Source organism: Microbacterium sp. NPDC019599, assembly GCF_040632175.1.
GTDB lineage: Bacteria > Actinomycetota > Actinomycetes > Actinomycetales > Microbacteriaceae > Microbacterium.
The window spans coordinates 224,245-249,330 of the sequence record NZ_JBEYBL010000005.1 but is presented as its reverse complement, the minus strand read 5'-3'; the positions used below and the strand labels follow the sequence as shown (position 1 = coordinate 249,330).

Sequence of the window (25,086 nt, the reverse complement as noted above, 5' to 3'; positions counted from 1 at the left end):
GGACCGGACTACCGTGGGCCGGGATGGCAGACTTCGAAGCCGCCTCGGAACACCTCATCGCGTACCTCGCGCCGCGGGAGGGTTCGTGGTGGGTCAAGTCGCTCCGGTCGCTCGCGACGATCGCCGCCGGGCTCATGACCCACGATCTCGAGTCGGGGCCGTCCGTCACCGACCTCGTCGTCATGCGCAAAGACACCGGCAGGCCCGTCATCCGGATGTCGGCCGGCACGCTCGCCGAGGCGAGCGATCTCCTCCGGCGCGTGCGCGACGACCTCGACACGATGCGGGTGGAGGAGTTCGTCCTGAAATGGCGCCGCGAGTGACGGCAGGGCACGGATGCTGCGCGCCCGGTGAAGCCGGGAACAGCGGATGCCGGCGCACGGCGTGGCGCCTCGACAAGCCCGGCCCGCAGCGGCGGCCGCCCCTCGCATCCAGAACGACGGATGCCCCGGCCCACCGCTGAGGTGGGCCGGGGCATCCGGAACCGCGCTGGGGCGCGATCAGTCCTTCGAGACCTCCGCGAGGTCCTGCTCCGTGAGGTGCGCCATCTTGCCCGCCGCGAGCCCGCGCCCGACCGATTGGCCCTGCAGGACCGCGCCCAGATCGAGGCCCGTCGCGGCCTTGACGCTCTCGAACGTCGCGGTGAGGCCGGCCGACTGCTCGCGCGCGAGGTGGGTCGACGCGCTGTCGCCGCCGATGAGGGTGATGCTCCCGACGCGCTCGTAGCCCTTGGCGAACTCGGCCATGAGCTGCGGCAGCTGCGAGACGATCTCCTTCGCGAGGATCGCGTCCTGGTTCTCGCGGAGCGCGGCCGCCTCGGCCGCGATCGCCTCCGCCTTGGCCGTTCCGACGAGCTTGACCGCCTCGGCGTCGGCCTCGGCCTTGGCCTTCACGGCATCGGCCTCGGCCTGCGCCTTGGCCTTGACGGTGGCCGCATCGGCGGCCGCGGCCGCCTCGCGGGCCTCGGCCTGCTTGCGCAGCGCGTACGCCTCGGCGTCGGCCTGCTCCTGCGCCACCTGGCGATCGGCCTCAGCGCGCTTCTGGCGCGCGTAGGCCTCGGCATCCGCTTCTGACTGCTGGCGGTACTTCGCGGCGTCCGCGACCTTCTTGACCTCCGCGTCCAGGCGCGCCTGCGTGTTCTCGGTCTCCTGGATGAGGACGCCCTGCTCGGCCTGCGCGCGGGCGAGGTTCTCGGCCTGCTCGGCCTCGGCGTTGGCCCGGCCGACCTCCGACTTGGCGGCGGCGGTGTTCTTGTCGAGGGCCGTCTGCTCGATGAGGTTCGCCTCGTCGGTCGCGAGCTGGCGCTTCTTCACTTCGCGACGCGCGTCGATCCACGCGATCTCGGCCTCGCGCTTGACGCGCTCGACCTCCTTGGCGCCGAGGGCCGCGATGTAGCCGTTCGGGTCGGTGACGCCCTGGATCGCGAACGAGTCGAGGACGAGGCCCTGCGCGAGGAGCTCGCCCTTGATCCCCTCGGCGATCTCCTCGCCGAGCTTCTGGCGGTCCTGCATGACCTCCTCGACGCTGAGCTTCGCGACGACGCCGCGGAGCGCGCCCTCGAGCTGCTCGGTCGTGAACGTGTCGATGGCGTCGTCCTGAGAGGCGAAGCGCTCCGCCGCCCGACGGACGAGCTCGGGCTCCGAGCCGATCTTGACCAGCGCGACGCCCGCGAGGTGGATCGTGACGCCGTTGATCGTCTGCGCGACGGGCTCCATCTTGATCTGACGGGAGCGCAGCGACACCTTGTCGGCGCGCTGCGTGAGCTTGTTGACGAGCGCGCCGCCGCCGCTGATGACGGTCATCTTCGAGGCCGCGCCGTCGGCGCCCCGCTGCTTCTTGCCCACGATGACGATCGCCTCGTCCGCCTTGGGAACGAGGTACCAGGCTCGGAAGATCGCGAGCCCGATGAGCGCGATCACGACGACGGCGGCGATGCCGGCGGCGATGCCGACGATTCCGTACAGATCCATCTAGAGAGGTCTCCCAGTCAGGGCCCGTCCAGCACGGGCCGTCTGGGGAGTCTATGCGGACCTGAGGGTCCGCTGCGGCGCGGTCCGCGGCTCCGCGAGTCGTCCACGTCCGCCGTGGTCGCCTACCGCTCGCGAGACTGCAACGGGGCGCCGAGACTGCGGCGGCAGATTGCAGTCTCGACGCCCGGATGCAGTCTCGAGATGAAGAGGTGGAGAGCGAGGCTTCGGAGACGACGGATGCCCCGGCTCGCTGCACAGTGCGAGCCGGGGCATCCGGGGCGTGGGGTCAGCGCTGGGCGACCTTCAGGCGGTAGCGCAGCGCGGCGAGCTCGGCCTGGAGCGCGGCGGGCACGCGACCGTCGAACTGGGCGTAGAACTCCTCCGTGAGGTCGGCCTCGTGCTGCCACAGGGCGGGGTCGACGGCGAAGAGCTCGTCGAGGTCCTCCTGGGTGACATCCAGGCCCTCGAGGTCGAGGTCCTCGGTGCGCGGCAGGCGCCCGATGGGGCTGTCGGCGGCGGGGACCTGACCCTCGAGGCGACCGACGATCCACTCGATGACGCGCGAGTTGTCACCGAAGCCCGGCCACAGGAATCGGCCGTCCGAGCCCTTGCGGAACCAGTTGACCTGGAAGATCCGCGGCGCGCGGTCGAACCGCAGCTTCTGACCGACCTTGAGCCAGTGGCCGAAGTAGTCGGCCATGTTGTAGCCGCAGAACGGGAGCATCGCGAACGGATCGCGGCGCAGCTCGCCGACCGTGCCCTCGGCGGCCGCGGTGCGCTCCGACGAGATGTTCGAGCCCATGAAGACGCCGTGCGTCCAGTCGGTCGCCTCGACCACGAGCGGGACGTTCGTCGCGCGCCGGCCGCCGAACAGGATGGCGTCCAGCGGCACGCCCTGCGGGGCGGCCCAGTCGTCGGCGATCTGGGGGCACTGCGCCGCACTCACGGTGAATCGCGAGTTGGGGTGGGCCGCGGGCCGGCCCATCGCGGGCGTCCAGGGGTTGCCCTCCCAGTCGGTCAGGTGCGCGGGCGGCTCGTCCGTGAGTCCCTCCCACCAGACATCGCCGTCGGGTCGCAGCGCGACGTTCGTGAAGATCGTGTTGCCCCACAGGGTCTCGACCGCCGTCACGTTGGTCGACTCGCCCGTGCCCGGCGCGACGCCGAAGAAGCCCGCCTCGGGGTTGATCGCCCACAGGCGCCCGTCCTCGCCGGGACGCAGCCACGCGATGTCGTCGCCGAGCGTCTCGACGCGCCAGCCCGGGATCGTCGGGCGCAGCATCGCGAGATTCGTCTTGCCGCACGCCGACGGGAAGGCCGCGGCGACGTGGTACGCCTTGCCCTGCGGGTCGATGACGCGGATCAGCAGCATGTGCTCGGCGAGCCAGCCCTCGTCGCGGCCGATGACCGAGGCGATGCGCAGCGCGAAGCACTTCTTCGCGAGGATCGCGTTGCCGCCGTAGCCCGAACCGAACGACCAGACCTCGAGCGTGTCGGGGAAGTGCACGATGTACTTCTCGTCGTTGCAGGGCCACGCGGCATCCTGCTCGCCCGGCGCCAGCGGCGCACCGACCGAATGGACGGTCTTCACCCACGGCGCACCGCCGGCGATCTCGCGGAGGACGTCGACGCCGACGCGCGTCATGATGCCGATCGAGGTGACGGCGTACGCGCTGTCGGTGATCTGCACACCGATGTGCGACAGGGGGCCGCCGACGGGGCCCATCGAGAACGGCACGACGTACATCGTCCGTCCGCGCATGCTGCCCTTGAACAGCGGCGTGATCGTCGCACGGATCTCGGCCGGGTCGATCCAGTTGTTCGTGGGGCCTGCGTCCTCCGCGCGCTCCGAGGCGATGAAGGTCCGCGCCTCTGTGCGCGCGACGTCGCTCGGGTGCGAGCGGGCGAGGTACGAGCCGGGACGCCACTCCGGGTTCAGCTTGATGAGCTTGCCCTCGTCGACCATGCGACGCAGCAGAGTCTCGTTCTCCGACCGTGAGCCGTCGATCCAGTGCACGGCCGAAGGCTCGGTGAGCGCGGCGATCTCGTCGACCCACGCGACGAGCGCCGTCATGCCGTCACCTGCGATCTCAGGACGCGCGCCGGTCGTCGGCGTCGACGGGGCGGGCTGCGCCGTGGTGATCGGCGTGGGGCGGGTGAAGAGATCGGCGAGCGCCATGGTGGGTTTCCTCCTTGAAGAGCTGATCGCGTCGGGGCTGGCTCCCTTCCACCTTGGGCCGATCTCGCGAGGGATTATGTGCGTCATCCGCGTCAAGAAGTGCGTTTCTTTCGATATCCTCAAGGAATGCCTCCCACGTCACTCGAGCTGTCGACGCTCGGTCACCGGATCCGCCATCAGCGTGTGTCGCACGGGTTCACGCTGGACGAACTGGGTGAGAAGGTCGGGGTCGCGGGCAGCCAGCTGAGCCTCATCGAGAACGGCAAGCGCGAGCCGAAGCTGTCCCTCCTCCAGGCGATCGCCGATGTGACCGGCGTCGCCGTCGGGGACCTTCTGTCGAGCGAGCCGCCGAATCGGCGAGCCGCCCTCGAGATCGAGCTGGAGCGAGCGCAGGCGAGCTCGGTGTTCCGCCAGTTGGGCATCGCGCCCGTCAAGATCACGAAGGGCACGAGCGACGAGACGATCGAGTCGATCCTCGGGCTGCATCGCGAGCTGCAGCGACGCGAACGCGAGGCCATCGCGACGCCCGAGGAGGCCCGCCGCGCCAACACGGACCTGCGGCTGCGCATGCGCGACCGCAACAACTACCTCCCCGACATCGAGAAGCTCGCCGAGAAGCAGCTCAAGTCCGCCGGCCACGTGTCAGGCGCCCTCACGCACCGGACCGTCAGCATCATGGCCGAGCAGCTGGGCTTCGAGCTCATCTACGTCAGCGACCTGCCGCACTCGGCCCGTTCGGTGACCGACCTCGAGAACGGCCGCATCTACCTGCCGCCGGCGTCGATCCCGGGCGGCCACGGCCTGCGCTCGATGGCGCTGCAGGCCATGGCGCACCGACTCCTGGGCCACAAGCCGCCGACCGACTACGCGCACTTCCTCGAGCAGCGCCTCGAGATCAACTACTACGCCGCGTGCTGCCTCATGCCCGAGACGGCCTCGGTCGCGTTCCTGCAGCAGGCGAAGAAGGACCGCAATCTCGCCGTCGAGGACTTCCGGGACGCGTTCGGCGTGACGCACGAGGCGGCGGGCATGCGGATGACGAACCTCCTCACGCAGCATCTCGGCATCCCGCTGCACTTCCTGCGGGTCGACGGCTCGGGTGCGATCTCACGCGTGTACGAGAACGACGACCTGCCCGTCCCGATGGACGTCACCGGGTCTGTCGAGGGCCAGATCGTGTGCCGCCGGTTCCTCGCGCGCTCGGCGTTCGAGGAGCAGAACCGGACCACCGAGCACTACCAGTACACCGACACCCCGGCCGGGACTTTCTGGTGCTCGACGCAGACGGGCACGACGTCGGCGGGAGAGTTCTCGATCACCGTCGGCGTGCCGTTCGACGACGCGCGCTGGTTCCGCGGCCGCGAGACGCAGAAGCGCGACGTCTCGCGCTGCCCTGACGAGGCATGCTGCCGGCGCCCCGCGTCGGATGCCGCCGAGCGCTGGGGCGGCAAGGCCTGGCCGAGCGCACGCGTGCACATGCAGATGTTCTCGCCGCTGCCCCGCGGAGCATTCCCGGGCGTCGACGACAACGAGGTGTACGCCTTCCTCGACCGTCACGTCTGACCCCGCGCAGCCTGTGGTCCCGGCCCCCGGTCGTTGAGCGAGGAGCGAAGCGACGAGACGAAACGCGTGAGCCGCGCGCAGGCGTTTCGTCTCGCTCCGCTCGCTCAACGACCGAGCCCGCGGGCGGCCGAGGGCTGGGCGACCTCGCAGCCCTAGGCCGTGATGAAGCGCTTGTAGCGGTCGAGCGCGGCGCCGATCTCGGCATCCGTCGCCGCCCCGGGCGCGAACAGCTCGGGGACCGGATCGTCGGTGTGACGGCCGACGGCGAGCGAATGCGTCCAGACTCCGACCGCCTCGCCGCGCGCGACGAGGATCGGCCGGTCGATGCCGCCCAGACCCGGCCCGACCGCCGCGAGGAATTCGGGCGCGCACGGCACCGTCCGGTCGGCGTACGAGAGGTAGTACTCCTCGAACGGCGGCAGCGCGACGACCTCGGGAGCATCCGGCGATCGGCGCGGCGCGGCCCCGGCGACGACGTACTGCGGCTCGGGCTCGTCATCGACGACTTTCAGGCGATCGGATGCTGTTTCCGCGGCTGTGCGCGAGACGCCGAGCGGCAGTCCCGACCACCACGCGAAGTCCCGCGCCCCCGCCGGTCCGTGCGACGCGATGTAGCGGACGAAGAACTCCGCGAGCGGGTCCGCGGGAGACGCCTGGTGGGGCGCCCACTCCTCCGCGAGCACCTGGAACTGCTCGCGCGTGGGCCCGGTCCTGCGCGGGACGACGCCTCCCTGACACACGACGCCGCGGACCGAGAGCGAGAACAGCACGTGGTAACCCCGCTGCCCGCGGGTCGAGACCCCGGCGTCCTCCCACACCGAGAACAGCTCCTTGCGCGTCAGGCCGTTGCCGCCGCGCAGGGCACCTCGCGCGATGCGCTCGGCGCGGGCGACCTCGTCCGCGTCGATCGTCTCCGCCCGGTGGACGTGCGCCACCTTCTGGAGCTGGCGCTCCCCTGTGACCGAGAGCACCCAGGCGAGGTCCTCCGCCGGGAGGATGTGGATCGTGCCGCGCATCGTCCACGACCGGATGATCTCGCCGCGGTCGAACGCGGCGTCCACATCGCGCGCCGTCGGCTCACCGCGAGTGCGTGCCGCGAGCGCCCACCGACCGCCCCAGAACTCCTGCCCCTGCGTCGTCAGCATGTGCCGCGCGGCCGCGGCGACCGTGGGCGCCAGGGCGCTCAGGCGGTGCGACTTCAGACGCGCGGCGCGTACGGCGGAGAGGTCCATCCCCTCATCCTGGCCGGACGACGCGGCGGCGACCACCGGTCGTTGAGCGAGGGAGCGCAGCGACCGAGACGTGCCTCGATACGGGCGCGGAGCGCCCTACTCGACAACCGGCGCGACCCACCGTGCAGGGCGGTTCGTCTCGCTTCGCTCGCTCAACGACCGGGTGGTGGTGGAGCGGTGATGGTCAGGCGAACGGGTTGGGCGTCAGGGTGTACTTGGTCTGGAGGTACTCGTGGATGCCTTCGAAGCCGCCCTCACGGCCCAGGCCCGACGACTTCCAGCCGCCGAACGGCGCCGCGGCGTTCGAGACGACGCCGACGTTGAGGCCCATCATGCCGGTCTCGAGGCGCTCGATCATGCGCTGCCCACGGGCGAGGTTCTCCGTGAAGACGTACGAGACCAGCCCGTATTCGGTGTCGTTGGCGATGCGCACGGCGTCGTCCTCGTCGTCGAACGGGATGATCGCCAGGACCGGCCCGAAGATCTCCTCCTGGAGGATCTCCGATCCCGGCCGCACGTCGGTCACCACGGTCGGCTGGTAGAACGTGCCGGGTCCGTCGACCGCGGAGCCGCCGGTGGTGACGGTCGCGCCGCGGGAGACAGCATCCTGAACCAGCTGCGAGGCCTTCGCGACGGCGCGGTCGTCGATGAGCGGGCCGATCACGACGCCGTCCTCCGTGCCGCGGCCGATCTTGAAGCCCTGCACCTTCTCAGTGACGCGGCGGGCGAACTCGTCTGCGACCGAGCGGTGCACGATGAACCGGTTCGCGGCGGTGCAGGCCTGCCCGATGTTGCGGAACTTCGCGAGCATCGCGCCGTCGACCGCCTTGTCCAGGTCGGCGTCATCGAAGACGACGAACGGCGCGTTGCCGCCCAGCTCCATGGAGGTGCGCAGGATGCCGCTCGCGGCCTGCTCGAGCAGCTTCACGCCGACGGGGGTCGAGCCCGTGAACGAGAGCTTGCGCAGGCGCGGGTCGCGGATGATCGGCTCGGACACGGCACCCGACGTCGACGTCGTGAAGACGTTCACGACACCCTTGGGCAGCCCCGCGTCCTCGAGCAGCTTCGCGAAGTACAGCGTCGTCAGCGGCGTCAGCTCAGCCGGCTTGATCACCACGGTGCAGCCGGCGGCGAGCGCCGGCGCGATCTTGCGGGTCGCCATCGCGAGCGGGAAGTTCCACGGCGTGATGAGGAAGCACGGCCCGACGGGATGTTGCGACACGATCATGCGGCCCGTGCCCTCCGGGTTCGCACCGTACCGGCCCTGGATGCGCGCGGCCTCCTCGCTGAACCAGCGCAGGAACTCGCCGCCGTACGCGACCTCGCCGCGCGCCTCGGCCAGCGGCTTGCCCATCTCGATCGTCATCAGCAGCGCGAACTCCTCCTTGCGCTCCTGCAGCAGGTCGAACGCGCGCCGCAGGATCTCGCCCCGCTCCCGCGCCGGTGTCGCCGCCCACGCCGGGAACGCCGCATCCGCGGCATCCAGCGCCGCCATGCCGTCGCCGGGCGAGGCGTTCGCGATCTCCTTGACGACCTCGCCGGTCGCGGGGTCGTAGACCTTCAGCGTCTTGCCGCCATCGGCGGCGAGCCACTCGCCGCCGATGAAGAGGCCATCGGGGACCTTCGCCAGCAGCTCGGTCTCGCGGTTCTCGCTCATGGGACTCCCTCGTCGTCGCCGCCCTCGCGGCGTGCTCGTCTCTCGTCTACGGCCGTCGCCTGCACCCATTCTCATGAGGCCGACGATGGCCTGCCTTCTCCGGTACGGCGATCAGAGGCATCCGATTCGCCGTCATGTACAACTCGATGCCACGCGCGTCGCGCCACCCTTCACTCGCGAGACTTCACGAATGTCACGCCCTGCGCGCCGAAGCGTGACATTCGTGAAGTCTCGCGAACAGGCAACGGCTCAGCGTGCGGCGACCGGAGCCTGCTGCGGCCGCAGGCAGCCGTCGAAGAACGCCGCGAGCTCGGCCGTCGCCTCCAGCGGCAGGACCGCCGCGACGTACTGGTCGGGCCGGACGACCACGACGACGCCGTCGCGCGAGAGCTCGCGCTCGGCGAAGATGTCGTCGTCACGCCACCCGTCGGGTCCCGCGGCGTAGACCTTCTCCCAGTCGGTGAGCCCGAGCGGGCCCGACTTCGGCAGGAACACCTCGGGCACGCGCGAGATGTCGACCTCCTCGAAGCGCTGCTGGTAGATCGCCTTGACGTCGAAGACGGCGTCCGGGTCGGCACCTTCGGGCGTGAAGCGCGAGAGCGGCGACTCGGGCGAGGCGAGCCACTCCGCGAACGTCCCGAGCGCCGAGGGCTCCCCCGCCGCAGACGCGTCGGCGAAGGCGTAGATCCGCCAGCGCCCGTCGGCCTTCGCGTGGTGCCCGAGGTGGATGACGTTGCCGTCGCACACTCGCGTGACCTCGACCGACTTGAACCGCTTGCCGAGCGAGAACCCGGTCGCGAGGGCCTGGTGGACAGCATCCGTCGTGATCGCGGACGGTCCGTACTGCGTCATGAACCCGGACGGGAACTCCGCCGTGCCGAGGTAGAACGTCGCGAGCTCCTGCGGGTCGGAGATCTCCTCGGGCTTGCGCGCCATGAGCGTCGACCACTCGCGGTCGAAGTCGATGAGCTGCTGGGCGACGGGCTGACGCTCGGCCGAGTAGGTCTCCAGGAGCGTCTCCGGTGCGAGGCCGGTCAGGACGTGCCCGAGCTTCCAGCCGAGGTTGAAGCCGTCCTGCATCGAGACGTTCATGCCCTGCCCGGCCTTCGCGCTGTGCGTGTGGCACGCGTCGCCGGTGAGGAAGACGTGCGGCGAGCGCCCGTCCTCGCCGGCGTCGTCGAAGCGATCGGTCACGCGGTGCCCGACCTCGTAGACGCTGTGCCAGGCGACCTGCTTCACGTCGAGCGTGTAGGGATGCAGGATCTCGTTGGCTCGGCGGATGATCTCGTCGATCGGCGTCGTGCGCACGTGGTGGGCGTCATCCTCCGCGACGGCGCCGAGGTCGATGTACATGCGGGAGAGGTAGCCGCCCTCGCGCGGGATGTGCAGGATGTTGCCCGCCTCGGAGTTGATGGCGCACTTGGTCCGCCAGTCCGGGAAGTCGGTGTTGACGAGCACGTCCATGACGCCCCACGCGTGCAGAGAGACTCCGCCGACGTGCTTGCGACCGATCGCCTCGCGCACACCGCTGCGTGCGCCGTCGCACCCCGCGACGTATCTGGCGCGCACGGTGCGCTCCTCGCCGGCCCGTGGGCCTGCCGTGTACCGCACGCGCACCTCGACGGGATGCTGTCCCTCGTCGTGGACCGTGAGCCCGAGGAACTCGATCCCGTAGTCGGGGACGATGCGCCCCGGCCCGTGCGCGGCGGCCTCGGCGAAGTAGTCGAGGACGCGCGCCTGGTTGACGATGAGGTGCGGGAACTCGCTGATCTTGAAGGCGTAGTCCTCCGTCCGCGCCGTGCGGACGATGTTGCGCGGGTTGTCGGGGTCGGGGCCCCAGAAGTTCATGTAGGCGATGTTGTACGCCTCGGCGACGATCCGCTCGGCGAAGCCGAACGCCTGGAAGGTCTCGACGCTGCGGGGCTGGATGCCGTCCGCCTGACCGAGCACGAGCCGTCCGTCGCGGCGCTCGATGATCCGCGTCACGACATCCGGGAACTGCGAGAGCTGCGCCGACAGGAGCATGCCCGCCGGGCCCGAGCCGACGATGAGGACGTCCATCTCGTCGGGAAGCTCGGCAGGGCGGTCGATGCCCGTGCCCGCGGCATCCTGAACCCTCGGCTCCCCCGAGACGTACCCATGGTGATGGAACTGCATCTTCGTCGATCCCTTCCTCGGACGGCTGTGTCGAGGTGTTGTCGTGCGAGCGATCGTGTTCTATATTCGAACACACCGTTCTACTATTGAACAGATCGTATACGAAGCGGATGCCGCTGCACAAGGCTGCGCCCCGCCCCTCCTTCGCGAGAACGCCCGTATGTCACCGAAAGGGGCCGTCCTGATGACACAAGCGCGTTCTCGCGAGGGGACACCCGGCGGCTCGGCCGGGTCGCAGACCCTGAGCCGCGGCATCCGGATCCTGGAGATCCTGGCGGATGCGCGCGAGCCGCTGTCGATCGACGAAGTCGCGCGGCGGCTCGGCGTGCATCGCTCGATCGCCTACCGGCTGCTGCGCACGCTCGAGGACCACGGGCTCGTCGTGCGCGAGGCCGACGGCCGCGTCGACCTCGGCGCGCGCATGGCCGCCCTCGCGGCCGGCGTCGCGCACGACCTGCAGGCCGAGGCCCTGCCCGAGCTGACGCAGGCGGCGAACGACCTGGGCATGACGTGCTTCCTGTCGATCCTCGACCGCGAGGAGTGCATCACGCTCGCGAGCGTCGAGCCGCGGCACGGCGTCGCGTCGGTCGCGCAGCGGCCCGGGACGCGGCATCCCGTCACGGTCGGCGCGCCGGGCAAGGCGATCCTGTCGCTCGCACCCGAGCCGTCCTGGCCGGAGGGCCTGGACGATGCGCATCGGGCCGACGTCCGCGTCGCGCGCGAGCGGGGGTGGGCGACGAGCCATGACGAGGTCATCGCGGGCCTGCGGTCGATCGCCGTGCCGCTGCGGCTGCCGAAGGGCGAGCGCGCGGCCGTCGCCGTCGTCTACCTCTCGGACCCCCACCCCGACGCCGACATCGCGGCGCGGCTCACGAGGGTCGCCGCGGCGATCACCTCCGCGATCGGCGGCTGAGGCGCGCGGAGTCAGCCCGCGGCCTCGACAGGTTCGGCGACCGGTTGGCGAGGAGTCGTCCCCGATGGGAGGAGGGATGCTGCGCCCGGCGCCTCCCGAAGGGGACGACACCTCGGCAAGGGGACGGCCGAAGGATCGAACTCAGCGCCTGGGAGGGCTGGGGTTCGACCCTTCGACAGGCTCAGGGATCGGGCCGTTCAGGCCTTCGAGAGGCCGTAGATGGGGCTCTCGGCCTGCTCAGCCTCGTGATCGGGGCCGAGCGGGATCCCCGAGCGATCGCGCAGCAGCAGCGTTGCGGCGAGGCCGACGAGGGTCATGCCCGCGAGGTACCACGTGACCGAGAGCGTCGAGCCGGTCGCCTGCACGAGCGCCGCCGCGATCATGGGGGCGAAGGCGCCGCCGAGGATCGCGCCGATCGCGTACGAGATCGAGACGCCCGAGAAGCGGATCGAGGCGGGGAACAGCTCGGAGTAGAGCGCGGCCTGCGGCCCGTACGTGAAGCCGAGCCCGATCGTGAGGATCGCGAGGCCGAGGAACAGCATCCCGATCTCTCCCGTGTTGACGAGGGGGAAGAGCATGAAGACGCCCGCGAGCTGCAGGATCCAGCCGACGATGTACGTCGAGCGACGGCCGACACGGTCCGAGACGAAGCCTGCCGCAAGCGTCGACAGGAGCCACGTGACGGCCGACGCCGCGACCGCCCAGAGAACCGGCGTGCGGTCCAGCGCGAGCGGGCCCTCGGGGTTCGTCGAGTAGTTCTGGATGTAGCCGCCCGTCGTCATGTAGCCGACGGCATTGTTGCCCGCGAAGACGAGGGCCGCGATGAGCACGAGGAGGGCGTGCTTCTTGAAGAGCTGGACGATCGGGGTCCGGGCCTCTTCCTTGCGCTCGGCGAGTTCGGTGAAGACGGGGCTCTCCTCGACGCGGCGGCGGACGTACCAGCCGACGACGATCAGCACGACACTGAGGAGGAACGGCACGCGCCAGCCCCACGCGAGGAACGCGTCGCCGGGCGCGATCATGGCCATGAGCGCCATGACGCCCGAAGCGAGCAGCAGGCCGAGCGGGACGCCGATCTGCGGCGACGCGCCGAACGCTCCGCGGCGCTTCCTGGGGGCGTGCTCGACGGCCATGAGGACCGCGCCACCCCACTCGCCGCCGGCCGACAGACCCTGGAGGATGCGCAGCAGCACGAGCAGGATGGGGGCTGCGATGCCGATCGCCTCGTACGTGGGGAGCAGGCCGATGAGCGCCGTCGCGAGACCCATGAGGATCAGCGTCCACATGAGGACGACCTTGCGGCCGTACTTGTCGCCGAAGTGGCCTGCGAGGAAGGCGCCGAGGGGGCGGAACAGGAAGCTGATGCCGACCGTCGCGAATCCGACCAGGATGCTGTTCGCCCCGAGCGGCGCGAAGAACAGCTGCCCGAACACGAGGCCGACGGCTGTGGCGTAGATGAAGAAGTCGTACCACTCGACCGTCGTGCCGACGACCGTCGCGAAGACGACCCGGCGCCGGTCGGTGCTCGTGGCAATCGTGCCCGTCGGGGTGAACCCCTCCGGCGCGGTGGCGTGGTCGCGTGTGCTCATTTCCGTGACTCCCTCGTCCGTGTCGACTTCTTCGTCGGAGGCTGTTGCCTTCGCTGCGACCGATGATATACGATTTCGGATACGACGCAAGAGCGAGGGAGCTCATGACCACTGACACCGACCCCCGGTTCGCCGGCCTTCCCGGCCGACCGGGCAAGATCATCGCGGTGCACCTGAGCTATGCCTCCCGCGCGGATCAGCGCGGCCGCCGTCCCGCCGATCCGTCCTACTTCTTCAAGCCGTCGAGCTCGGTCGCGGCATCCGGAAGCGTCATCGAGCGCCCCGCCGGCACCGAGCTGCTCGCGTTCGAGGGCGAGATCGCACTCGTCGTCGGAGCCGCCGCACGTCGTGTCGCCCTCGCCGACGCCTGGCGCCACGTCGCGTGGGTCACGGCGGCGAACGACTTCGGCCTCTACGACCTGCGCGCGGCCGACAAGGGCTCGAACGTCCGGTCCAAGGGCGGCGACGGCTATACGCCGATCGGCCCGGCGCTGATCGACGCGCGGGATGTCGACCCCGGCGCGCTGCGCCTGCGCACGTGGGTCAACGGCGAGCCCGTGCAGGACGACACGACGGCGGGCCTCATCTTCCCGCTCGCGCAATTCGTCGCCGACCTCTCGCAGCACTTCACGCTCGAGCCGGGCGACGTCATCCTCACGGGCACGCCGGCAGGATCGACGGTCGTCATCCCCGGCGACGTCGTCGAGGTCGAGGTCTCCGCCGGCGGCGTGACGTCCGGGCGCCTCGTGACGACGGTCGTGGAGGGCCCGGACGTCGCGTTCGACGCGGCGGTCGGCTCGCTGCCCGCCGTCGACGACACGCAGCGCGCCGAGGCGTGGGGATCGCGGGAGGCCGCCGGGCTGCCGGAGGCCCAGGCCACGGGCGCGGCACGCACCGCACTCTCCCCCGAACTTCGCGCCAAGCTCGAGCGCACACCCGTCGCGGGCCTCTCGCAGCAGCTGCGCAAGCGGGGTCTGAACAACGTCACGATCGACGGCGTCCGCGCGCTCACCCCCGGGGCCAAGATCGTCGGCACCGCCAAGACGCTCCGCTTCGTCCCGAACCGCGAAGACCTCTTCGCGTCGCACGGCGGCGGCTTCAACGCGCAGAAGCGGGCGTTCGACGGCGTCGGCGAGGGCGAGGTCATCGTCATCGAGGCCCGCGGCGAGACGAGCTCGGGCACGCTGGGCGACATCCTCGCGATCCGCGCCCACGCGCGCGGCGCCGCCGGGATCGTGACGGACGGAGGGGTCCGGGATGCCGAGGCCGTGGCATCCGTCGGCATCCCGGTGTTCTCGCAAGGCGCGCACCCCGCCGTCCTCGGCCGCAAGCACGTCCCGTGGGACCTCGACGTGACGATCGGATGCGGCGGCACGACCGTGCAGCCGGGCGACGTCGTCGTCGGCGACGCCGACGGGGTCATCGTCATCCCGCCCGCCCTCGCCGAGGAGGTCGCCGACGCGGCCCTCGCGCAAGAGGAGGAGGATGCGTGGATCGCGGAGCAGGTCGCGGCGGGGCATCCCGTCGAGGGCCTGTTCCCCATGAACGACGAGTGGAAGGCGAGGTACCGCGCATGGCAGGAGACGAAGTGACGACCCTTCGACAGGCTCAGGGACCGGGCGCGGCTCAGGCATCGGGCTCGAACGGGCAGAGCAAGTCGCAGCGCGCCTACCACTGGATCAAGGAGCGCATCGCGAACCAGGAGTTCACGCCGGGCTATCGGCTCGTGCTCGGCACGATCGCGGGCGAGCTCGACATGAGCGTCGTGCCGGTGCGCGAGGCGATCCGCCAGCTCGAGGCCGAGGGGCTCGTGATGTTCGAGCGCAACGTCGGCGCGCGGGTCTCGATGGTCGACGACACGCAGTACCGGTTCAGCATGCAGGCGCTGTCGATCCTGGAGGGTGCCGCGACCGCGCTGGCGGCCCGCCGGCTCACCGCCGACGACATCCGGCGAGCGCGCGCCATCAACGAGCTCATGATCGAGACGCTCGACCACTTCGACCCGCGCGCGTTCACGCGGCTCAACCAGGAGTTCCACGCGGCGCTGTTCGAGAAGACCGCCAACCCCCGCATGCTCGACCTCGTCGAGAACGAGTGGGCCCGCCTCGGGCACCTGCGCGACTCGACGTTCGCCTTCATCCCCGGCCGTGCGCAGGAGTCCGTGCGCGAGCACGAGAACATCCTGCAGCTCATCGAGAGCTCGGCACCCCTCGGCGAGATCGAGAAGGCGGCGCGACGCCACCGCTCGGCGACCCTCGACGCCTACATGATCCACGAGCACCCCGACGAGGCCCTCGGCCTCCCGGCATTCTGACCACCCCCGACGACGGAGGAGCACTCATGACCGACACCGCAACGCTCACGCAGCCGCGCCATGTGCCCGACGACCTGCCCACGCGCATCCAGCACTACATCGACGGCGAGTTCGTCGACTCGTCCGACGGCGACACGTTCGACGTGCTCGACCCCGTCTCGAACGAGGTGTACCTGCAGGCCGCGGCGGGCAAGAAGGCCGACATCGACAAGGCCGTCGCTGCCGCCCGGCGCGCGTTCACGGAGGGGCCGTGGCCCCGGATGCTGCCGCGCGAGCGGTCCCGGATCCTCCACCGGATCGCCGACATCGTGGAGTCCCGCGACGCGCGGCTGGCGGAGCTGGAGTCGTTCGACTCGGGTCTGCCGATCACGCAGGCGCTCGGCCAGGCGCGCCGCGCGGCGGAGAACTTCCGGTTCTTCGCGGACCTGATCGTCGCGCAGGCCGACGACACCTACAAGGTGCCGGGCCGGCAGATCAACTACGTCAACCGCAAGCCGATCGGCGTCGCCGGGCTCATCACGCCGTGGAACACGCCGTTCATGCTCGAGTCGTGGAAGCTCGGCCCCGCCCTCGCCACGGGCAACACGGCCGTGTTGAAGCCGGCGGAGTTCACTCCGCTGTCCGCATCGCTGTGGGCCGGGATCTTCGAGGAGGCGGGGCTGCCCCAGGGCGTCTTCAACCTCGTGAACGGGCTCGGCGAGGATGCCGGCGACGCGCTGGTGAAGCATCCCGATGTCCCGCTCATCTCCTTCACCGGCGAGTCGCGGACGGGGCAGATCATCTTCGGCAACGCGGCTCCGTTCCTGAAGGGCCTGTCGATGGAGCTCGGCGGCAAGTCGCCTGCGGTCGTGTTCGCCGACGCGGACCTGGACGCCGCCGTCGATGCGACGATCTTCGGCGTCTTCTCGCTCAACGGCGAGCGCTGCACGGCGGGGTCGCGGATCCTCGTGGAGCGCGCGATCTACGACGAGTTCGTCGAGAAGTACGCGGCACAGGCCACGCGGGTCAAGGTCGGCTACCCGCACGATCCCGCGACCGAGGTCGGGGCGCTCGTGCACCCCGAGCACTACGACAAGGTCGTGTCGTACATCGAGATCGGCAAGACCGAGGGGCGTCTCGTCGCCGGCGGCGGACGCCCGGCCGGGTTCGAGACGGGCAACTTCGTCGAGCCGACGGTGTTCGCCGACGTCGCCCCGGACGCGCGGATCTTCCAGGAGGAGATCTTCGGACCGGTCGTCGCGATCACGCCCTTCGAGACCGACGAGGAGGCTCTCGCCCTCGCGAACAACACGAAGTACGGCCTGGCCGCCTACATCTGGACCAACGACCTCAAGCGAGCGCACAACTTCTCGCAGGCCGTCGAGGCGGGCATGGTGTGGCTCAACTCGAACAACGTCCGCGACCTGCGCACGCCGTTCGGCGGCGTCAAGGCCTCGGGCCTGGGCCACGAGGGCGGCTACCGCTCGATCGACTTCTACACCGACCAGCAGGCCGTGCACATCACGCTCGGCGAGGTCCACAACCCCACCTTCGGCAAGCAGTGACGCGTTTCGTCTCGCTTCGCTCGCTCAACGACCGGAACTCTCACGCGGTCGTTGAGCGAGGAGCGAAGCGACGAGACGAAACGCCCCGGACCCACGAAATCACCTCGAGCAAGGACGCTGACATGACCCACCGCGACCAGATGACCCGCACCTCCTCCGGCTTCTTCGTGAGCCAGGAGGCGCCGATCCACACCGACAACCCGGTGCCGACGCCGACCAGCCCGGCCCCCGACATCCTCCGCTGCGCGTACATGGAGCTCGTCGTCACCGACCTCGCGGCATCCCGCGAGTTCTACGTCGACGTGCTCGGCCTGTACGTCACAGAGGAGGACGGCGAGGCGATCTACCTCCGCTCGACGGAGGAGTTCATCCACCACAACCTGATCCTCCGCGAGGGCCCGGTCGCGGCCGTCGCCGCGTTCTCGTACCGGGTGCGTACGCCCGAGGACCTCGACAAGGCCGTCACGTTCTACGAGGAGCTCGGCTGTGACGTGCGCCGCAACCCGGACGGGTTCGTGAAGGGCATCGGCGACTCCGTGCGCGTCACAGACCCGCTCGGCTTCCCGTATGAGTTCTTCTACGCCACCGACCACGTCGAGCGACTCTCGTGGCGGTACGACCTGCACACCCCCGGCGAGCTGGTGCGCCTCGACCACTTCAACCAGGTGACACCCGACGTGCCGCGGGCCGTGAAGTTCATGCAGGACCTCGGCTTCCGTGTGACGGAGGACATCCAGGATGACGAGGGCACCGTGTACGCCGCGTGGATGCGCCGCAAGCCCACCGTGCACGACACCGCCATGACCGGCGGGGACGGCCCCCGCATGCACCACGTCGCGTTCTCGACGCACGAGAAGCACAACATCCTCGCCATCTGCGACAAGCTCGGCGCCCTGCGCCGCTCGGACGCCATCGAGCGCGGCCCCGGCCGGCACGGCGTGAGCAACGCGTTCTACCTCTACCTGCGCGACCCCGACGGCCACCGCGTCGAGATCTACACGCAGGACTACTACACCGGCGACCCCGACAACCCCGTCGTCACATGGGACGTCCACGACAACCAGCGCCGCGACTGGTGGGGCAACCCCGTCGTCCCGTCCTGGTACACCGACGCCTCGCTCGTCCTCGACCTCGACGGCAACCCGCAGCCCGTCCACGCCCGCACCGACACGTCCGAGATGGCCGTGACGATCGGCGCGGACGGCTTCTCGTACACGCGCGCCGGCGAGGACTCGATGCCCGAGTACAAGCTCGGCCACCAGCTGTAGGAACGTCCGGGGCGTTTCGTCTCGTCGCTTCGCTCCTCGCTCAACGACCGAGGCCTCCGGTCGTTGAGCGAGCGAAGCGAGACGAAACGCCCCGGACCTACGACACACGGAAGGAGGACGGATGCTGTCACCCGATGACATCGCGCGGCTCGCGGACGAGCTCGCCGAGGCCGACCGGACGCACAGCGTGATCCCGCGGATCACGGCGCGCTACCCCGAGGCGACGGTCGAGGACTCGTACGCGATCCAGGGCGTGTGGCGCGACCAGAACCTCGCCGCCGGGCGCACGCTGGTCGGGCGCAAGATCGGGCTCACGTCCAAGGCGATGCAGCAGGCGACGGGCATCACCGAGCCCGACTACGGCGTCATGTTCGACGACACGGTGTACACGTCGGGCGCCGACATCCCGGTCGACCACTTCTCCAACGTCCGCATCGAAGTCGAGCTCGCCTTCGTGCTCAAGGAGCCGCTCGAGGGCCCGGACTGCTCGCTCGAGCACGCCCTCGCCGCGATCGACTACGCCGTTCCCGCCCTCGAGGTCCTCAACTCCCACATCGAGCTCGAGGGCCGCACGATCGTCGACACCATCAGCGACAACGCCGCCTACGGCGCGATGGTCCTCGGTGAGACGCGCAAGCGCCCGGACGAGATCGACCTGCGCTGGGTCCCTGCGCTGCTGTACAAGAACGACCAGATCGAGGAGACGGGTGTCGCCGCCGGCGTGCTCGACCACCCCGCGACGGGCGTCGCGTGGCTGGCGAACAAGTTCCACCAGCACGGCGCGCGCCTCGAAGCCGGCGAGATCATCCTGGCAGGCTCGTTCACGCGCCCCATGTGGGTGAACCGCGGCGACGCCGTCCGCTGCGACTACGGGCCGATGGGAGTCATCACATGCCGCTTCGTCTGACGCCGACCTTCCGCGACGCGCTGGGCGAGGCATCCCGCCCCCTGACCGGCATGTGGGTGTGCACGGGCAGCCCCCTCGTCGCCGAGATCTGCGCGGGCGCGGGGCTGGACTGGATCCTCATCGACATGGAGCACGCCCCCAACGGCCTGGAGTCCGTCCTCGCGCAGCTGCACGCCGTGTCGGCGTACCCCGCGACGCCTGTCGTGCGGGTGCCGATCGGCGACGTCGTGACGATCAAGCAGGTGCTCGACCTCGGAGCGCAGAACCTCCTCGTCCCGATGATCGCGTCGGCCGACGAGGCCCGCGCCGTCGTCCAGGCCGTCCGGTATCCCCCGCGCGGCACCCGAGGCGTCGGCTCGGCCCTCGCGCGCAGCGGGCGCTGGAACCGCGTCGACGGGTACCTGGCGGATGCCGACAGCCACGTCTCGCTGTTCGTGCAGATCGAGACCGCTGCCGGTGTCGAGGCCGCCGCCGAGATCGCGGCGACCGACGGCGTCGACGGCGTCTTCGTCGGGCCCAGCGACCTCGCGGCGTCGATGGGCCTCCTCGGACAGCAGACGCATCCGGATGTCGTGGCCGCCGTGCGCCGCACCTTCGACGCCGTCCGGGCCGCCGGCAAGCCCGTCGGCGTCAACGCGTTCGACCCCGCCGTCGCCGACGCGTACGTCGAGGCGGGGGCGGGCTTCGTGCTCGTCGGCGCCGATGTGTCGCTCCTCGCGCGCGGGTCGGAGGCCCTCGCCGCCAGGTTCATCCCCGCGGCGGATGGCAGCATCCGCAGCTCTTACTGAGGGCGGGCCCCCGAACCGCGCCTCGCACCGAGGGTCAGACCCAGCCGCGCCGGACCGCCTCGGCACCGAGCTGGATCCGCGTCGCGACGCCGGCCCGTTCCATGAGCTCGGCGACCCGGCGCTGGACCGTGCGGACCGAGATCCCGAGCTGAGTCGCGGCCGCGGCATCCGTCAATCCGATCAGGAGCAGATTCAGCAGGTCGTTGTCGACGGGGTCCTCGTCTCGCTCCTGCAGCACCCCGCGGGAGGCGAGGAGCGTCGGCGCGGACTTCCACGCCTCCTCGAACATCGCCACGACGAGGTCGAGCAGACCGCTCGGATGTACGAGGAGGCCGCCCGCGACGCGACGCTCGCCGCTCGTGTACATGGGGATGAGCGCGTGCGACTCGTCCGCGATGAAGAGCCGCGTGGGCAGCTTCGGCACCACGCGAACCTCCTCGCCGAGGGGCTCGAGCTCGCGCACCGCCTCGAGGTACCCGGGTCGCTCGAGGACGCCTGATTCGACGACGACCCGGTACTTGACGCCACGGGCCAACGCGCGGTCCTCCTCGACGTTCTCGGCACCGGACATGATCGCGACATCCTGCAGCACGAAGGCTCGCACCTGCTCACGGGCCGACGCCTGCAGCTGGCCGAGTCGCTGGACCACGGCTTCAGGCCCGAACACGACCTCGACGACGTCGGGCGCCTCGCGCTGCCCGGCTCCCTCGCGGTACAGGCTGCTCAGGTGGACCATGGCCTCGTGGCCCGCGGCGAGCTGCCGCTCGCGCTCGCGGAGGATCGGCAGCATCGCGACGGCGGGAGGGGATGCCACGACGCGGTCCGGTGCCGACGCGAGACGTGCGATGAGCCCGAGCTCCTCGAGATCGTCGACGATGCGCCGCGCCTCGCGCACCGAGAGGGACGCCTCGGCGGCGATCCGTGCGAGGTCGGCGGACGGCACCGCGAGCAGCAGGCGGTAGACGGCCGAGTGGTCCTCTCCGAGTCCGATCGCCTCGAGCATGTCGACGCTCCCCCCTGGCGGATATACGCCATGACGCCTCTCCGCCACCACACTAGACCGGCTCTCAGTGACAGTGGAGGGGACGCTTTCACGAGAGGCCCTCCCCATGCACAGCCACCACCCCTCCCTCCTGCGCCGCGCCTGCGCACTCGCGGCCGGCATCGGCGCCGTCGCGATCACCGCCACCGGTTTCAGCGCTGCAGCCCCGGCCTCCGCATCGCCGCCCGCGGCGTCCGGGTTTGCGGCGGCCGTCGCCGCGAGCGGCGAGCACAGTGTCACGCTGATCACCGGCGACCGCGTCACGGTCCGGACGAACGCCGACGGACAGCAGTTCGTCGAAGTCGATCCCGCCCTCCCCGGCTCGGGATACCGCACCGTGAGGGTGAAGGACGACCTCTACGTCATCCCCGACGGCGTCGACCGCTATCTCGCCGCGGGCGTCGTGGATCGCGACCTCTTCAACGTCACGCGGCTCGTCTCCTACGGCTACGACGACGCGCACGTCGACGCGACGCCCGTCATCCTCGAGCTCGAGTCCGGTGCGAGGTCGTTCAGCGCCGAGGGGCCGGTTCCCGGTGTCGAGCTCGGTGTGCCGCTCGAGAGCATCGGCGGCGCCGCAGCGGCGGCCGATCACGAGCACGCCGCGACCACCTGGGCGGCGCTCACCCGCACCGACGGACCCGCCCCGTTCGGCGGCGACGTGAGCCTCGGCGGCGGCGTCGAGGCGATCCACCTGGACGGCAAAGTCACGGCAACGCTCGACTCCAGCGTTCCGTGGATCGGCGCGCCCGAAGCGTGGGTCGACGGCTTCACGGGTGAGGGCGTCACGGTCGCCGTGCTGGACACGGGGTACGACGACACCCACCCCGATCTCGCCGGGCACGTGCTGCCGGCGTCGACGAGCTTCGTCCCCGACGAGGAGGTCGCCTGGGACCCCAACGGACACGGCACGCACGTCGCATCGACGATCGCCGGCACGGGTGCCGCGAGCGGCGGCACCCACCGCGGAGTCGCCGACGGCGCGGACCTCCTCGTCGGCAAGATCCTCGATGCGACGGGCCAGGGCCAGGACTCCTGGGTCATCGCGGGCATGGAATGGGCCGCGCAGCACGCCCCGATCGTCTCGATGAGCATCGGCTCGATGTTCCCGTCGGACGGCACCGACATGATGTCGACGGCCCTGAACGGCATCGCGGAGGAGACCGGCGCACTCTTCGTCGTCGCGGCCGGCAACTCCGGCGGGCCCGAGACGATCAACGCGCCCGGCGCCGCCGCCGAGGCGCTGACAGTGAGCTCCGTCGAAGACCCGAGCGGCGCGCTCTCCGGCTTCACGAGCCAGGGCCCGCTGACGCGCACGGGCGTCCTGAAGCCCGACATCGCGGGCCCGGGAAGCGACATCACGGCGGCGCGCTCGAGCGATGCCCCCGGCGAAGGGGACTACGCGACGATGAGCGGGACGTCGATGGCGACGCCGCACGTCTCCGGCGCCGCCGCGATCCTCAAGCAGCAGCACCCCGAGTACGACGCCGACCAGCTCCGCGCCGCACTCGTCAGCAGTGCGACCGACCTGGGGCTCACGTCGTACCAGGTCGGCGCGGGAGCCCTCGATGTCGCAGCGGCCGTCGACGCGCAGGTCGTCGCCGCGGGCTCCGGCGACTTCGGCCTCGTGTCGTGGGGCGAGGATCTGTCAGCCATCGAGCGCACGATCGAGTACACCAACCGCGGCGACGCGGAGGTCGTGATCGACCTCGCCGCAAGCCTGCGCGACACGACGTTCGGCGGCGCCGGAGGCGACTCGGCGGGCGCGCTCGCGCTCGGCGCCGAGACCCTGACCGTCCCGGCGGGTGAGACCCGGTCGGTCACCGTCACCGCCGATCCCGAAGGGCTCGCTCCGGGCACGCAGCACACCGGAGCGCTCGTCGCGTCGATCGCAGGCACTCCCGTGGCCCGGACGGCCCTCGGAGTCCTCCGCGAGGCGGAGCGGTACGACCTGACGCTGACGGCGACGGGCTTCCACGGCGAGCCGATCGATCTGCTCGCGACGCTCTACAACCACGACGAGGGCTGGATCGACTTCGTCGAGGTCTCCGGCGAGCGCATCCTGCGACTGCCCAGGGGAACGTGGGCCGTCGCCGCCTACCCCGAGGTCGCAAGGGATGCCGACACACTGGCGACCGTCGGGCTCGGCGATCCCGCGATCGAGCTCGACGCGGCGCGCACGGTTCCCCTCGATGCGCGCAACGCCCGTCCCGTGACGGTGGATGTCGGCGAGGAGGGCCTCGAGCCGATCGTGCGTCGCATGGACGTCACGATGAACGCGTTCCAGAGCGGGACGCTCGTCCCGATCGTCTCCGATGAGATCTGGGCGCAGCCGATGCAGTCGACGGAGAGTGTCGCGGTCGACTTCACGACCCGCTGGCGGCTCCAGCACGCGCGGATGCAGATCCGCATCGGCGGCGAGGACCTCGACACCATGCCCCTGGCCGGGTCCCGGCCCTTCACAGGCACGCTGAAGGCAGCGGTCGTCGATGCCGGCGCGGGCAGGCCCGGCGAGTTCGCCGCCGCGGCGGTTCGCAACAAGGTCGCTCTCGTCCGCCTGTCGCCTGACGTCACGCCCATGCAGCAGGCGGCGAACGCAGCGGCCGCGGGGGCGTCGATGCTCATCATCGCCAACGACGCGGACGGCGAGTTCAACACCTGGGTCGGCGGCGAGGACTCCTACGCGAACGGCCCGATCGCCGTCGCCGGGATCAGCGGCGTCGAGGGGAAGTCCGTGCGCGCCCTGCTCGCCGCGAAGAAGCAGAAGGCCACCGTGACGGCCGAGGCCTACTCCGACGAGGTATGGGACCTCTCGCACTACGCCGAGAAGTCGGTCCCCGCCGGTCTCGCGTACCGGCCCACCGATCTCGCCCGGGTCGAGACGACGTTCTTCGGCGAGAAGGGCGACGAGATCGGCGAAGCCCGCTCCGACATCAATCCCGCAGGACGCGGCGGGTACGCCCTGTACATGCCGACGCAGCGCGGAATGGTGCGGACCGACTGGATAGACCCGTCCGCCGACTGGGACACGGGCGTCCTCACGGTGGAGGGACTCTGGGAGATCCGCGATGCGCCCCGCAGCTACGAGCCTGGGCAGCGCGACGAGCAGTCCTACTTCGGCCCCATCGTCCGGCCGTTCGTGGGAGAGGGCTTCTATGCACCGGCGCGGTACAGCTCGACCCTCGCGATCAACCTGCCCGCGTGGGCGGACGGCGGCGACGCGGAGCACACCGGCACCATCAGCCTCGACGGCGACGCGCCGGCGGCCACAGTGACGACCGACCTCTACCTCGACGGAGAGCTCGTGAAGTCCTCGGCCTGGGCGGACGTCAACTACTGGGAGACGCCCGACGGCACCCTCGATGCGCGCGTCGTGCAGACGGCGACCCACGACGGTACCGTCATGGCCTCGTCGACGAAGATCGTCAGCGACTGGACGTTCACGACGACGGGCACGGCGGACGACTGGACGAACCGGTTCCTGCCGATGCTGCAGGCCTACTACGGCATCGATGTCGATGCCGAAGGGCTGGCCGGGGCCGGCCGCAGGAAGGGCTCCGACATCCCGTTCCAGCTCGAAGTCGGGCACGTCGCCGGCGCCGTCGGCAGCGGAGCCGTCGCAGCAACCACGCTCGAGATGCGCGTGGGCGGTGGCGCCTGGACGAAGGTCCCGCTGACGCTCGTGTCGAAGGACACGTCCGGACCGGGTGAGCCCTCCGACGACGTGTTCGCCGAGGGACGCGCCTACGTCGCCTCGTACCGGGTCGGGCTCCCGACGCCTGATGCGGGTGGGTGGATCGACCTCCGCATCACGGCATCCGACGAAGCGGGCAACACCTTCTCCCAGGAGATCGAACGAGCGGTCGAGGTGGCACCCGTCAAGGGCGCCCAGAAGAACCGGCACTGACTCCGTCCGGCCCCTCGCGCCGCGATCCCGCCCCCGGAGAGATCGCCGCCGCGGGGCCG

General features: G+C 70.6%; 17 protein-coding genes. 10 read left to right on the top strand and 7 right to left on the bottom strand.

All coding sequences use genetic code 11. The annotated features are described in order from the left end of the window. Positions 1-23: 23 nt before the first annotated feature. A complete protein-coding gene (locus tag ABZ477_RS11490; protein WP_360132599.1) occupies positions 24-323 on the top strand; it encodes a hypothetical protein in 300 nt (99 codons plus the stop codon). Positions 324-500: 177 nt separating this feature from the next. On the opposite strand, the gene ABZ477_RS11485 is transcribed toward ABZ477_RS11490, so the two are convergent. Next, positions 501-1,970 carry an SPFH domain-containing protein gene (locus tag ABZ477_RS11485; RefSeq protein ID WP_360132596.1) on the bottom strand — a complete coding sequence of 490 codons (1,470 nt, stop codon included), beginning with the start codon at positions 1,968-1,970 and terminating at the stop codon, positions 501-503. Positions 1,971-2,256: 286 nt separating this feature from the next. Continuing rightward, complete coding sequence (locus ABZ477_RS11480; protein ID WP_360132593.1) at positions 2,257-4,146, bottom strand: phosphoenolpyruvate carboxykinase (GTP); 1,890 nt, start codon at positions 4,144-4,146, stop codon at positions 2,257-2,259. 126 nt (positions 4,147-4,272) lie between these two features. On the opposite strand from ABZ477_RS11480, the gene ABZ477_RS11475 reads away from it, so the two are divergent. Beyond that, complete coding sequence (locus tag ABZ477_RS11475) at positions 4,273-5,709, top strand: helix-turn-helix domain-containing protein (protein ID WP_360132590.1); 1,437 nt, start codon at positions 4,273-4,275, stop codon at positions 5,707-5,709. A gap of 152 nt (positions 5,710-5,861) precedes the next feature. Here ABZ477_RS11475 and ABZ477_RS11470 read toward each other — a convergent pair whose 3' ends face one another. The 3 genes from ABZ477_RS11470 to ABZ477_RS11460 form a co-directional block, all read right to left on the bottom strand. Beyond that, a complete protein-coding gene (locus ABZ477_RS11470; RefSeq protein WP_360132587.1) occupies positions 5,862-6,941 on the bottom strand; it encodes a winged helix DNA-binding domain-containing protein in 1,080 nt (359 codons plus the stop codon). Between the two features lie 184 nt (positions 6,942-7,125). Beyond that, positions 7,126-8,598: an NAD-dependent succinate-semialdehyde dehydrogenase gene (locus ABZ477_RS11465; protein WP_360132584.1), complete on the bottom strand. Its 1,473-nt coding sequence runs from the start codon at positions 8,596-8,598 to the stop codon at positions 7,126-7,128. A gap of 249 nt (positions 8,599-8,847) precedes the next feature. After that, entirely contained in the window at positions 8,848-10,755 is a 1,908-nt protein-coding gene (locus ABZ477_RS11460) for an FAD-binding monooxygenase (protein ID WP_360132581.1), read from the bottom strand. A gap of 184 nt (positions 10,756-10,939) precedes the next feature. On the opposite strand from ABZ477_RS11460, the gene ABZ477_RS11455 reads away from it, so the two are divergent. Next, a complete protein-coding gene (locus ABZ477_RS11455) occupies positions 10,940-11,668 on the top strand; it encodes an IclR family transcriptional regulator (protein WP_360132578.1) in 729 nt (242 codons plus the stop codon). Positions 11,669-11,865: 197 nt separating this feature from the next. Here the strand turns inward: ABZ477_RS11455 and ABZ477_RS11450 are convergent, their stop codons facing one another. Further along, a complete protein-coding gene (locus ABZ477_RS11450; RefSeq protein ID WP_360132576.1) occupies positions 11,866-13,257 on the bottom strand; it encodes an MFS transporter in 1,392 nt (463 codons plus the stop codon). A 104-nt stretch (positions 13,258-13,361) separates the two neighbouring features. Between ABZ477_RS11450 and ABZ477_RS11445 the strand changes: the two genes are divergently transcribed. The 6 genes from ABZ477_RS11445 to ABZ477_RS11420 all read left to right on the top strand — a co-directional run bounded on the left by ABZ477_RS11445 (position 13,362) and on the right by ABZ477_RS11420 (position 20,078). After that, positions 13,362-14,849 carry a fumarylacetoacetate hydrolase family protein gene (locus tag ABZ477_RS11445; RefSeq protein ID WP_360132573.1) on the top strand — a complete coding sequence of 496 codons (1,488 nt, stop codon included), beginning with the start codon at positions 13,362-13,364 and terminating at the stop codon, positions 14,847-14,849. Continuing rightward, positions 14,846-15,571: a GntR family transcriptional regulator gene (locus ABZ477_RS11440; RefSeq protein ID WP_360132570.1), complete on the top strand. Its 726-nt coding sequence runs from the start codon at positions 14,846-14,848 to the stop codon at positions 15,569-15,571. The genes ABZ477_RS11445 and ABZ477_RS11440 overlap by 4 nt, the downstream gene beginning before the upstream one ends. 26 nt (positions 15,572-15,597) lie before the next feature. Beyond that, a complete protein-coding gene (hpaE, locus tag ABZ477_RS11435; RefSeq protein WP_360132567.1) occupies positions 15,598-17,115 on the top strand; it encodes a 5-carboxymethyl-2-hydroxymuconate semialdehyde dehydrogenase in 1,518 nt (505 codons plus the stop codon). Positions 17,116-17,237: 122 nt separating this feature from the next. After that, the gene (gene hpaD, locus ABZ477_RS11430; RefSeq protein WP_360132564.1) at positions 17,238-18,383 is read left to right on the top strand and encodes a 3,4-dihydroxyphenylacetate 2,3-dioxygenase; all 1,146 of its coding nucleotides are present in this window, start codon (positions 17,238-17,240) and stop codon (positions 18,381-18,383) included. 121 nt (positions 18,384-18,504) lie between these two features. Then, the gene (locus ABZ477_RS11425; RefSeq protein WP_360132561.1) at positions 18,505-19,290 is read left to right on the top strand and encodes a fumarylacetoacetate hydrolase family protein; all 786 of its coding nucleotides are present in this window, start codon (positions 18,505-18,507) and stop codon (positions 19,288-19,290) included. Then, positions 19,275-20,078, top strand: a complete 804-nt coding sequence (locus tag ABZ477_RS11420) for an aldolase/citrate lyase family protein (protein WP_360132558.1) — start codon at positions 19,275-19,277, stop codon at positions 20,076-20,078. Before ABZ477_RS11425 ends, ABZ477_RS11420 begins: the two co-directional genes overlap by 16 nt. A gap of 34 nt (positions 20,079-20,112) precedes the next feature. On the opposite strand, the gene ABZ477_RS11415 is transcribed toward ABZ477_RS11420, so the two are convergent. Then, positions 20,113-21,081: a transcriptional regulator TrmB gene (locus tag ABZ477_RS11415; RefSeq protein ID WP_360132555.1), complete on the bottom strand. Its 969-nt coding sequence runs from the start codon at positions 21,079-21,081 to the stop codon at positions 20,113-20,115. A gap of 106 nt (positions 21,082-21,187) precedes the next feature. Between ABZ477_RS11415 and ABZ477_RS11410 the strand changes: the two genes are divergently transcribed. Continuing rightward, a complete protein-coding gene (locus tag ABZ477_RS11410; protein WP_360132552.1) occupies positions 21,188-25,027 on the top strand; it encodes a S8 family serine peptidase in 3,840 nt (1,279 codons plus the stop codon). Positions 25,028-25,086: the final 59 nt, after the last annotated feature.

Excerpts from the sequence above, each read along its gene's own strand:
- ABZ477_RS11490 (WP_360132599.1), top strand. The coding sequence starts at position 24 with ATGGCAGACTTCGAAGCCGCCTCGGAACACCTCATCGCGTACCTCGCG.
- ABZ477_RS11485 (WP_360132596.1), bottom strand. The coding sequence starts at position 1,970 with ATGGATCTGTACGGAATCGTCGGCATCGCCGCCGGCATCGCCGCCGTC.
- ABZ477_RS11480 (WP_360132593.1), bottom strand. The coding sequence starts at position 4,146 with ATGGCGCTCGCCGATCTCTTCACCCGCCCCACGCCGATCACCACGGCG.
- ABZ477_RS11475 (WP_360132590.1), top strand. The coding sequence starts at position 4,273 with ATGCCTCCCACGTCACTCGAGCTGTCGACGCTCGGTCACCGGATCCGC.
- ABZ477_RS11470 (WP_360132587.1), bottom strand. The coding sequence starts at position 6,941 with ATGGACCTCTCCGCCGTACGCGCCGCGCGTCTGAAGTCGCACCGCCTG.
- ABZ477_RS11465 (WP_360132584.1), bottom strand. The coding sequence starts at position 8,598 with ATGAGCGAGAACCGCGAGACCGAGCTGCTGGCGAAGGTCCCCGATGGC.
- ABZ477_RS11460 (WP_360132581.1), bottom strand. The coding sequence starts at position 10,755 with ATGCAGTTCCATCACCATGGGTACGTCTCGGGGGAGCCGAGGGTTCAG.
- ABZ477_RS11455 (WP_360132578.1), top strand. The coding sequence starts at position 10,940 with ATGACACAAGCGCGTTCTCGCGAGGGGACACCCGGCGGCTCGGCCGGG.
- ABZ477_RS11450 (WP_360132576.1), bottom strand. The coding sequence starts at position 13,257 with ATGAGCACACGCGACCACGCCACCGCGCCGGAGGGGTTCACCCCGACG.
- ABZ477_RS11445 (WP_360132573.1), top strand. The coding sequence starts at position 13,362 with ATGACCACTGACACCGACCCCCGGTTCGCCGGCCTTCCCGGCCGACCG.
- hpaE (WP_360132567.1), top strand. The coding sequence starts at position 15,598 with ATGACCGACACCGCAACGCTCACGCAGCCGCGCCATGTGCCCGACGAC.
- hpaD (WP_360132564.1), top strand. The coding sequence starts at position 17,238 with ATGACCCACCGCGACCAGATGACCCGCACCTCCTCCGGCTTCTTCGTG.
- ABZ477_RS11425 (WP_360132561.1), top strand. The coding sequence starts at position 18,505 with ATGCTGTCACCCGATGACATCGCGCGGCTCGCGGACGAGCTCGCCGAG.
- ABZ477_RS11420 (WP_360132558.1), top strand. The coding sequence starts at position 19,275 with ATGCCGCTTCGTCTGACGCCGACCTTCCGCGACGCGCTGGGCGAGGCA.
- ABZ477_RS11415 (WP_360132555.1), bottom strand. The coding sequence starts at position 21,081 with ATGCTCGAGGCGATCGGACTCGGAGAGGACCACTCGGCCGTCTACCGC.
- ABZ477_RS11410 (WP_360132552.1), top strand. The coding sequence starts at position 21,188 with ATGCACAGCCACCACCCCTCCCTCCTGCGCCGCGCCTGCGCACTCGCG.